General features: G+C 63.0%; 9 protein-coding genes. 1 reads left to right on the top strand and 8 read right to left on the bottom strand.

The window, feature by feature from the left end; all coding sequences use genetic code 11:
* The 5 genes from DT057_RS32115 to DT057_RS32095 all read right to left on the bottom strand — a co-directional run.
* Positions 1 to 2,669: hypothetical protein (locus DT057_RS32115; RefSeq protein ID WP_128566097.1), on the bottom strand; the 2,669-nt coding region annotated here is incomplete at its 3' end.
* 13 nt (positions 2,670 to 2,682) lie between these two features.
* Entirely contained in the window at positions 2,683 to 3,555 is an 873-nt protein-coding gene (locus tag DT057_RS32110) for a hypothetical protein (protein WP_128566096.1), read from the bottom strand.
* Positions 3,556 to 4,784: 1,229 nt separating this feature from the next.
* Positions 4,785 to 5,027 (bottom strand): hypothetical protein, encoded by a 243-nt coding sequence (locus tag DT057_RS32105; protein WP_128566095.1) that lies wholly within the window; start codon positions 5,025 to 5,027, stop codon positions 4,785 to 4,787.
* Entirely contained in the window at positions 5,024 to 5,764 is a 741-nt protein-coding gene (locus DT057_RS32100; RefSeq protein WP_128566094.1) for a Crp/Fnr family transcriptional regulator, read from the bottom strand. Before DT057_RS32100 ends, DT057_RS32105 begins: the two co-directional genes overlap by 4 nt.
* 784 nt (positions 5,765 to 6,548) lie before the next feature.
* Entirely contained in the window at positions 6,549 to 6,962 is a 414-nt protein-coding gene (locus DT057_RS32095; protein ID WP_162501573.1) for a DUF805 domain-containing protein, read from the bottom strand.
* A 230-nt stretch (positions 6,963 to 7,192) separates the two neighbouring features.
* Here DT057_RS32095 and DT057_RS32090 point away from each other — a divergent pair, with 230 nt between their 5' ends.
* The gene (locus DT057_RS32090) at positions 7,193 to 7,474 is read left to right on the top strand and encodes a DUF6894 family protein (protein WP_203236438.1); all 282 of its coding nucleotides are present in this window, start codon (positions 7,193 to 7,195) and stop codon (positions 7,472 to 7,474) included.
* A 236-nt stretch (positions 7,475 to 7,710) separates the two neighbouring features.
* On the opposite strand, the gene DT057_RS32085 is transcribed toward DT057_RS32090, so the two are convergent.
* From DT057_RS32085 to DT057_RS32075, 3 genes are all read right to left on the bottom strand, one after another.
* The gene (locus tag DT057_RS32085) at positions 7,711 to 8,982 is read right to left on the bottom strand and encodes a cation:proton antiporter (RefSeq protein ID WP_128566092.1); all 1,272 of its coding nucleotides are present in this window, start codon (positions 8,980 to 8,982) and stop codon (positions 7,711 to 7,713) included.
* A gap of 312 nt (positions 8,983 to 9,294) precedes the next feature.
* Positions 9,295 to 9,555: a hypothetical protein gene (locus DT057_RS32080; protein ID WP_128566091.1), complete on the bottom strand. Its 261-nt coding sequence runs from the start codon at positions 9,553 to 9,555 to the stop codon at positions 9,295 to 9,297.
* A gap of 165 nt (positions 9,556 to 9,720) precedes the next feature.
* Positions 9,721 to 9,902: hypothetical protein (locus tag DT057_RS32075; RefSeq protein ID WP_128566090.1), on the bottom strand; the 182-nt coding region annotated here is incomplete at its 5' end.

The raw sequence follows: 9,902 nt of genomic DNA, 5'->3' as shown, positions 1-9,902 counted from the left end.
CCGGCGCCCCCGAACAGGACGTCGTTGCCGGCATTGCCGAACAGCGCATCGTTGCCCTCACCTCCGAACAGCACGTCGTTCCCGGCTCCGCCCGAGAGGTAGTCCTGACCGAGGCCGCCGAACAGGCGGTCGTCGCCCGTCTCGCCGAACACGCTGTCGTTGCCGGCATCGCCACTCACCAGGTCGTTGCCGGTGCCGCCCAGGACCGCGTCGTTGCCGTCGTCGCCGAAGACGCTGTCGTCGTCGTCGTCGCCGTAGACGGCATCGTCGCCCGCGCCGCCGTGCACGACGTCGTTGCCGAAGTCGCCCGACACGAAGTCGCCGCCCTCGCCGCCATCGACCAGGTCGTTGCCGCCCTGACCGGAGATCCGGTCGCGGCCGACACCGCCGAGCAGAACGTCGTCGCCTTGCTGGCCGAATATCTTGTCATCGCGGGAACTGCCCGACAGCGCATCCGCGCCGTCCGTGCCGAGTATCAGGAGCGGCGAGACGTTCCCGGCCGCGTCTGTCTGCGTGGCAACGAGAAGGTGCGTGCCGCCCCCGACCGAGGCCGCATCGAACGTCGTCGAGAACGGCCCTCCATCAATGCTGTAGGAGAGGAAGCCGCCGGTCTCGACCGGGACGACCGCGATCTCCGGATTCCTGATGTAGTTGGGGGCTTCCGGCGCGATCGTATCGACCGACAGGATGCCGGTCGGATTGCTGGCAAGTGCCGCCAGGTCGGCGCTGTTGCCGGCGGCATCTCTCACGGCCGCTCCATTCAGCACCGAATCGACGACGGCGAGATCGTCCGTGTTCTCACCGGTCGATGCAGTGTACTTGAAAGCCAGGACGGTAGAGGACGAACTCGCCGGATCGTAGACGGCGATCCCGCCATCATTCAGTCTCAGTGTCAGCCCTTCACCGGCTATGGTCACAGCCTCCGACATTTCCGCGAAAATCGTGACGCTTTCTCCCGCCGCGAGACTGCCGTCGTTGGTGCCGTACGTGACCGCGACGACGCTGGGATCTACGGTGTCGACCGGGGGCGCCGCGATGATGCTCAAGAGCGCATTGACCAGATCGTCGTTCGTCGGCGCAGTCAGAAGGGAGCCGCCATTGGCATCGGCGATGGCCTTCAAGGCCGATGTGTCGGTTCCTGTGGGGCCGGTAAATATCGTATATATCTCTACTTTCGCAGTCGTGCTGTCCGTCGCGATCGGATTGTCCGACAATGGCGTTTCGGTACTTGGAGGCGCATTCGGATCCCCGGGGTCGCTTCTTCCTGAGGCCGCAGCCGTCACGCCCGGAACGGTAAGATCAAAACTATCCAATGACCCACCGGCGCCCCGCAGTGAGGCACCCGACGAGATCGTTGCTCCTATATTCTGCGCAAGACTTGAGACCACACCGGCAATCGCGCCATCCTTCGCCGGCGCGTCCGTGAACAAAGCTATCCGCAAAATGCCTGCGCTTCCTCTCCATGCTCCCATATGGCCATCCAATGCCACACGAAGTCCATCGTAGGCAGTTTCAGGTATATCGCCGCCGCCACCTACGGTGATGCGGTTGATGGCAGCTTGTGCAGCGGCTTTGCGGTCAGCGAAGGAATCCTGGTCCGTGAACGGAAGCAGGACTGACGATGGCTCCCCGTTCGTCGTGTCCTTGAAGCCGACAACGCCGATGCGCGCGTCGGCATTGCCGCTGGCAAAAGCTTTGTCGATCAGGGCAGACGCATTCGCTTTAACGCTGTTGATCGACGATCCCATGCTCCCGGTCGTGTCGATCACAATCCCAAAGTCAGTTTGAAACGTAAGACCGTTTTTCTTCAGATCAAACACCTTCTGGCCGGCAACCGGCGTGTCGAATTGGATTTTCTCGATATTCTTCAGGGTATCTGTTCCGGAATCCTTGGCGCCCCTCACGTTGCGCACCGTCCAAGACCCGTTCACATTCTGTTTTATATCGTAATCCAGCGGTGAATTGAAGTAGACAGCAACATCACTGGTCCCGTCTCCGCCATCTAGATTATCATCCCCACCATCACCGTACAAGTAGTCGTTCCCGGAGCCGGATTGTAGAGTGTTGTTGCTCTTGTCGCCTATCAGCAAATCTTTCGTCGCCAACGCGTTCGCCGAATTGAAATTGCCGGAAGGGGCATATTTTGAGCCCGTTATGACTGTAACGGCGGCATCGATTGCCGTTCCATTCGTGTATTGAAAACCTAATTTGTGATACAAGCCCGAGTCATCGTACGCAATATACGATACTTGTTCATCGACACCAAGATCTTTATAGATCTTGTTCACTAGGCTGACGTTGTCACCTTTGTAATCAGGTTTCGCAACATTGTAATTGTCGGAAGTGCTACCTAAAGCATGTCCTAATTCATGGACCAATGCAGTAAGCAATGTGTCTTTGACGGCAGTTCCCTTGTCGCTAATGTAGGTCGCATTTGTCAGGAAAGCCAAATCGATTTCGACGCGTCCTGTATTCAGGCGTGCCTGGAACGCATTTGCAACATAGGTGACGTCGATCGTGTGACTTGGATCGGCGAGCCAGTTGTCGAACAAGGTCCTGGCGTTTGGCGATCCGTCGTATGCGGTTTGCATCGCTCCCAATATGAGAGACTGGTCCGCGCCAGAGAACCCTGAAAACTGCGTCCTCGCCTGTACTGTGGTGAAAGGCATTTTGAGCTCCCCTTTACGGCATGTTGATGCGCAAGTTTTGTAGCTTGTCTGCGGTATAAACGTCCGCTATTGTTTTAAAATTCGAACTCCTTGAACTTTGCAAGTCCTGCCCGGCTAGAATATGCAATACCATCTCCGTGTATTGCATCAGTGCTTTTTCTCTCAATCGCTGGGCTGCCGACAGAGCTATAACTGAAAAAGACCCTCTGGTGCTTTGAGGTGAATGCGTAAACAGCCAAATCACATCGTCGGGTATCGATGAACGCAACTTGCTGATGGTTTCCGTACTGTCGGGCTTGTTGCCTTGTTGCAGCACCACGTCTTCGTACGCTTGTGCCCAATCCGCAAATGCACGTCCTTCTATCGGATCTGCGCGGTATCCCGCTGTTGCAACCGGGTTCGATATGACGGCCTGGTCAATCAGGAACTGACGCTCATTCCAGAGGAAGTAAATCTTCAAACCGCATGCAGGCGCGACTGTGCGAACCACTTTGACCCACGGTGAATCCACAAGAAATCCGGCACGGCTTGCGTCGAGGCGATCAATAAGCAGATTGATAATTTCGTCTGTGTCGCTGATGATCAACGGAGTTTGAATAAAAATCACGCCACTCGTCGGATTATTGCTATCTTTTTGGCTGCAAATCTCGTCAATTCTATATCTGATTTGGATTGTATTGCTAATTTCAGATACAAAGGTACGGAATAATGGGTCTTTAACTTCGCCAAGATTACTAACAATGTCTTTTAATGGAAATATTTTCTGAGTTTTTAATGTTTGTATCGCGACTGTGTCTGAGATTTGTATCATGGAAGAAGCATTGCATCCTGCAATTACGGCAAATGTACCAATGATGATCTTTAGCGACTTCCACTTAGAGATCATACTAACCGCTCGCATGTGCGGACAGTCGTATCTTAAGCTGCAATCGGCTGTCAATACGCGTACCGTCAATCAACAAATCAAGCTGACTTCGTATGTTGTAGCAAAGCAAATGTATGCAAATATTCAGTCATCTTCTTATTTTCCTCCTCAATAGAAATGATACGAATCGTGTTATGTATGATGTCGTTCTGTGGTTGTGTGCTAGCATATCTTTACATTAGTTAGCATTTGATCGCTGATTGCGATAGTCTGGGTCTTATTTGCTATTTTTGCATCGTTGTCGCTCGCATTCATGCTTGATCGAGCCTGGAGCGGAGGCGGGCGGTCTCTGCTGCCGGATGCAGGGCACCCTCGGCCGCGTCGCGCTCTACGGCGCGGCTGATGCCCGCCTCGATCTCCTCAGGGTCGCTGCGCGGGCGACGCCGGCTCGGGCGCGTGATGGACGCCCGTGTCGTTGCATCCGCCTGCGCCGGCATGGCCGTCCGGGCGGGTCGGCCGCGTCAGCGTCCCCGGACTCCTGCGGAACCACGCTCTCGGGGCCGATGACGCCGCTGCGGTGATGACGGCTCCGAGTGCCTGCGGGCTGCCGACGATCAATCCCTTCATCGTGGCGCCGTCACACGGGTTGCGATCTGGTCCAGCCTTGGGCTGTCAGTGCCCTGTCGTGGGCCTCTCAGCGGCTTCGAGCGGTGCTCGCCCGCCGGAACATGTCCCGTTCTGGTCTTCGTCTGTCCCCGGCCGGGAGACCGCGAGGGGCGATGTCAAGGGACGCACGGCCGCGGAGTCGCGGGACGTGCCCCCCGCCGATCATGCCGGCGCCGTTCTCGCGTCCGGCCGCCTCGTGGCGCCTCCGGCACGAAAAAGGGCCGCTCTTGCGAGCGGCCCGAGTAAGGGAGGAAACGCCCGTAGAGGGCATCCATAGATAAGCACGAAGTATGACGTCTTAATACAACTTATATTGCATTGCAAAAATATTTTCTGAACCCTTTGATAATCTTGGCCATCGACGGCAAAAAGGCCGCCGATCGAGCGGGACCTTGGGCCGGAGTCGGGGAGGGCAGGCTGGCGGGGACGGGCGCGGCAAGCCTCATGTCAGGCGCGCGGCCCGCGACGGGGCGGGAGCCGGCGGCGAGCGCGCTCGCGGATGAGGCCGTCGACCGGCGGCGGGTCCCGGGGCGCGCCCGGGAGGCCGCCCGGCTCGCCCGACGCCTCGCCGGGGCCGCCGGGCCTCAGGCTCCCGCCAGCCGGCATGCGATCCAGGCCTGCGCCTCGGCCGGATCCGGGAACGTGGGCTGGACGGGATCGTCGACCCGGCCGCGTCCCGCCTCCGGGAACCACGTCCCGGCCTCCGCGCCGTGCCGGTCCGAGCGGCGCACCAGCACGGCCACAAGGAAACCATCCGACGAGACCAACCGGCGCTCCGTGTCGCCGCCGCCCGTGGCAACCTGCACGGGCCGACGGTGAAGGCTCATGCCGCCTGTCGTTCCAGGTGGAGATAGGTGGGGTCGAACTCACAGAACCCGGTGAGTTCCCGCCAATCGTGGATCCGTAGCGTGCCGCCCACGATCGTCACCAATCCCTTCGTGCGCAATTCCCTCAGCACGCGGTTGACGTGCACGTTCGTCAACCCGAGCGCGTCGGCAATGTCCGACTGCGTGACAGGCAGCCGGTAGAGGTGGTTCTCGGCCAGGCCCACGGCCTTGAGCTTCAGGTACAACTCGCAGATCTGGTGCGCGATCGCCTGGCTCGCCGTGCGCCGCCCCATGCCGACCATCCACTCCCGGAAGATCGCCGCCTCCACCAGGGTGTCGCGCCAGAAGATCGCGGCGATGCGCGGGTGGCGCGCCGTCAGCGCGAGCACGCTGTGATGCGGGATGAAGGCGACCTTGGTCGAGGTCAGGGCGCACAGGCTGTGATCCATCGCCTTCAGGTTCAGGCTCTGGAGGTCTGGGATGTCGCCCGGGACGTGGAACGAGAAGATCTGCCGCTTGCCCTGGCTGATGAGCTTGTAGCGGCACGCCCAGCCTTCCAGGACGAGGCAGCACTGCGACGGGCGGTCGTCATCGCGCACGATGTCCTGGCCCGCCTTCAGGAGCCGGACCAGGGTGGGCAGGCCCGCGATCGCCCGCCGCTCCTCGGCGGACAGGTGGGCGATGCTCTCCAGCTTGCGGATGAGCATGTCCAGGGGATGGTCGGGAGCCCAAGTCATCGCAGCTTCCGCTCCGCCTTGCAGGTGGAAGCGCACGTCTCTCCCGGCCATCAGCACCTGTCCTGGAAAGGCTGATGATCGCAATAACCTAGCGTACAAGTTAATGGGACAAAACCGACATATGATGATTTATTGCAATTTTGCAGCATGATGTCGGGCAAGGAAGCGGGATCGGCCGAACGGCAACTGATGCAGGTCGTGGGACGCGGGCGGTTTTTCGGCCCGCGTTGCGGACCCGCAGGGCGCGAGCCGGCCGCCCCGGGGCCGGCTCGGCGCCACGAATGGCGAGGCGCGAGGCGGGCGCCATCCGGTGGCATCGGGAGAACGGCTCCGCCCCCGGTTGCGACCCCGCCGGCCGTCCCGAGCACGCCTCCCGAGGGGAGGGGCGGGGGTCGCCAGCGGGGCCTGTCGGCGAAGAAACGGGAACCGACCGTCGCACCCTGCACGGGCGGGACCGCGCCGGCTTTGATCCAGGTGAAACGCACCCGTGCAAGGCCTGCGTCGAAGCCTGTCGTCGCCATCATGGTCGATCCGAATCCTGCTGTATGTCGGTGTGGGCCGTCCCGGATCGGCCATAATCCCGCCCGTGCCGCCCGCGCGATGCGTGATCCCCGGACGGCATGGTGGGTCGAGATTGAGCCTTGTTCTCACTCAACGCTCGGCCCGCCCACTGCTTCTCCTCCAAAGACTTGAGGGAGGCCGACGGGCCTCCCTCGGCTTTTTTGCCGTGCGGCATGCCGGCTGCCGGCCGGCGCGACCCCCTCCGGCCGGAGCCGCGGCCGTGTCAGGCCGGTCCGCCGTCCGGCGCCGCGCCGTCCCCGCGCGGCGGCCTCGCCCCGAAGCGGTTCGGGCCCTCCGTTCCCGGACTCAGGATCGCCTTGACGGCGAGCGGAGGCCACAACATCCACCAGCCGGACCGATCGGCGTCGTGCAGCCGCCGCGCGGTGACCGACAGGAACGGCAGCGCGTGCACGATCTTCACGAGCAATCGGCAGAAGAAGAAATTCTTCCAGATCGTCGACAGGAGCAGGTCGCCCAGGTATGAGGCGGCGTAGATAAGAGCATACACCGCCCAGAACTTCGCGAAGACGGGGAAGGCCTCGCGACCCCGGAAGACCGCGTACTTGCGCATCGCCGCGACGTAGCCGGTCCAGAGCGTGTCGACGATGTCGGCGACCAAGTTCCTGCTGGACGACATCGACGCTCGCATCCCCGCCCGCCACGGCACTCGCCCGCGTCGGCCGCGCACGCGGCAAGGCCCGCCGATAGAGCGTATCGTGCCGCGGCTGGCAACCGGCCCCGGTTCTCGCCGCGCCCCGGTGCCGCCGGCGCGCCCGGCCGCCCCGGCGCAACGCCTCCCTCGACGGCTCAGCTTGACGGTCCGACGTGCGGCATGGATCGTTTCAGACGACGAATCAGGGGGATGGGGTGGCGCAGCGATTCTATTTTGATCTTGGCAACGAACGGACGACGATCCGCGACGACGTGGGTAGCAGAGCAGACGATCTCGATGACGCCGTCGAGCAGGCGCAAGCCGTCGTCGAGGAGATGCGCCGGAGCGGAGAGTTGGCGAGTTTTCTCGGTGACTGGTGGCTCACCATACGCATCGCGGACGGCAGCGTGCTCGCCACCATCCCGGTGAGCAGCCTGCTTGAAGCGGAAGAACAGAGAACAGGATATTCCTCCCGCTCCGCCCGGCTCAGTTCGTAAGGGTGCAGGAACCTGTCGCTTCATCTCGCGACTTGCCGTGCTTCTGTCGCGTGCCGGAACGACATTGCCGGTCCGCCTGGTTGCTTCAGGCCTCGTCATGTGGCTGCGCACGTGCATCTTGACATTGCTCTCCTGCACGTAGGGCGCGAGCGGGGGCGGGGCGCCGTCCCGTCCGGACGGAACCGGCCACCGTGCGCGTCGGCGGTCAGGCCGCGCGCGTCGGCCCGTGCGCGGGCTCAGGTGAGCGTCAGGTCGAGCTGCCCGCTCTCGGTGTCCCGTCCCATCTTGCGGTCGAGTGCGCCGAGGATCGGGGTCACCGTGACGCCGTGCATGAGGATGGAGACGAGCACGGTCAGGCCGGCGGTCGCCCAGAGCAGGTCCGTCCGCTCGAAGGCGGCATGCCCGGTGGCGAAGGAGAGGTAGTAGACCGTTCCCAGCCCGCGGATGCCGAAGAAGCTGACGACCGCGCGCTCGTCCCTGTGCCGGGCGCTGCCCAGCAGGCTGATCCAGCCGCTGAGCGGGCGGACCACCAGCAGGGCGAGGAGCGCGAAGGCGGCGGCCGGCCAGGTCACGGCAGCGAGCAGCCCTCCGCCGACGAGCACGGCGCCGAAGCCGACCAGGAGCACCATCATCAGGAGGCGTTCGAGCTCCTCGGCGTAGTCGTGCATCTTGCGATGGTAATCGTGCCCGCGGCTCGAGGAGCGCAGCGCCAGGGCGGCGGCGAACACGCCGATGAAGCCGTACCCGTCGACGGCCTGGACGCTCCCGTAGGCCACGCAGGTCACGCCGAGCGCCACGAAGCCGTCGCCGGTCCGGGACAGCTTCGACAGGTTCGGGAGATGGAAGGTCAGCCAGCCGAGCCCCCGGCCGATGACCGCCCCGAGAACGGCGCCGACGACGATCTTCCACACCACGTCGACCGCGAACCAGTGCGACCAGGACAGGCCGGCGAGGCCGCCGGTCCCCGCCATGGCGACGGCGAGGTTCACGAAGGGAAAGGCGAGCCCGTCGTTGAGGCCCGCCTCGGACGTCAGCGCGAAGCGCGGCTCGTCCTCGTGCGATTCGGCCGGGTGGCCGACCTGGACGTCCGACGCGAGCACCGGGTCGGTCGGCGCCAGCGACGAGGCCAGCAGCAGAGCGGCGGCGGCCCCGAGCCCGAGCAGGGCCGATCCCAGGGCGGTGAGGGCGAGGATGGTGAGCGGCATGCCGATGCCGAGCAGGCGCCAGGTCACGGCCCAGCGCTTCCAGCCGATCATGCGGTCGATCTTCAGGCCGGCGCCCATCAGCGAGATGACCACCACCGCCTCGGTGGCGTGCTCGATGAGCTTGAGGTGCGAGCCCGGATGGGGCGTCAGGTCGCCCAGCGCCGGAATGGCCGACAGGCCGGCGCCGATGCCGACGCAGAAGATGGGCAGGGACAGGGGCAGGGCCCGGAGCACCATCGGCAGCCATGCCGTCAGAAGCACCATGACGCCGAACCCGGCGACGACGAGGACATAGATTTCCATCTGCACAGCGAACCGCGTCGGCTTCGCCTCGTTCCTCGCGTCGTCGCGCCTGCGACCTTGAGAACATCCGAGGTTCCGCCATCGTTTCAGGAGCGCGGAGACGGCCTGATCATCGCGATCATGCTGGCGGCCGCCGGGCCGGGACACTCGCCTTCATCACGGAACGGCTTGGCGTGCCGGACCGCCGGCATTCCGTCGCCCGCGGCCCGCCCGCTCACCCCGACGAAGCCCATCATCGGCTGGTCTGTTCGAGAGTTGCCGTCCGTCCCCGGTGCCGGCCGCGCTGTCGACCCGACGCGAGATCGCGACGATCTAGATCTGCACCGCCGTCTGGGCATGGGCGGCATCATTCGCGAAGCGGCATACCGGAAAATACAGGTTGATGTTCCGCTGCCGGTCCTGCGCGTGCACGATCAGATCCCGCCAGATCTGGCGATCCTTCGTCCTGTTGACGATCTGTGTCGAAATATACTGGATCAGCGGGATGATCTCGCAATCATGGTCGATCGTATGGCCGATTTTGTCCCGGTGATGATAATTCTTGCCGTGAACATGCAAGTAGAAGGTGCCCATCTCTGCGTCCCTCCGCCGCGGTCAACGACAAACATAAACAGCACGGAGTCAAAATCTCCATCATAGGTCAGGATTCACTTGGCTTTTGTTGCCAAGCTGAAATTCTTGTCCCGGATTCTTCGTTTCCCAACATGGATCAGGATCGAGGCGGACGACGCGCCCGGGTCAGGGCCTCAAGTGCTTGCGCACCCAGCGCGTCGCCGCCTCCAGGGTCTCGAAGGCGGGCGCCCGCGCGCCCTGAAGGCGCCCGAGGCCCGCCTCCAGGAACCAGCTGCCCCGGCTCTCGTGCTCGTACGTGTCGAGGCGCACCAGGATCCCGACCAGGAGCCCGTTGGCCATCACCAGCC

Source organism: Methylobacterium crusticola, assembly GCF_003574465.1.
Lineage (GTDB): Bacteria > Pseudomonadota > Alphaproteobacteria > Rhizobiales > Beijerinckiaceae > Methylobacterium > Methylobacterium crusticola.
This window is presented reverse-complemented; position numbering and strand designations above follow the sequence as displayed.

Bases quoted from the DNA above. Each gene is read 5' to 3' on its own strand.
- DT057_RS32085 (WP_128566092.1), bottom strand. From the start codon at position 8,982: ATGGAAATCTATGTCCTCGTCGTCGCCGGGTTCGGCGTCATGGTGCTT.
- DT057_RS32095 (WP_162501573.1), bottom strand. From the start codon at position 6,962: ATGTCGTCCAGCAGGAACTTGGTCGCCGACATCGTCGACACGCTCTGG.
- DT057_RS32105 (WP_128566095.1), bottom strand. From the start codon at position 5,027: ATGAGCCTTCACCGTCGGCCCGTGCAGGTTGCCACGGGCGGCGGCGAC.
- DT057_RS32100 (WP_128566094.1), bottom strand. From the start codon at position 5,764: ATGACTTGGGCTCCCGACCATCCCCTGGACATGCTCATCCGCAAGCTG.
- DT057_RS32110 (WP_128566096.1), bottom strand. From the start codon at position 3,555: ATGATCTCTAAGTGGAAGTCGCTAAAGATCATCATTGGTACATTTGCC.
- DT057_RS32080 (WP_128566091.1), bottom strand. From the start codon at position 9,555: ATGGGCACCTTCTACTTGCATGTTCACGGCAAGAATTATCATCACCGG.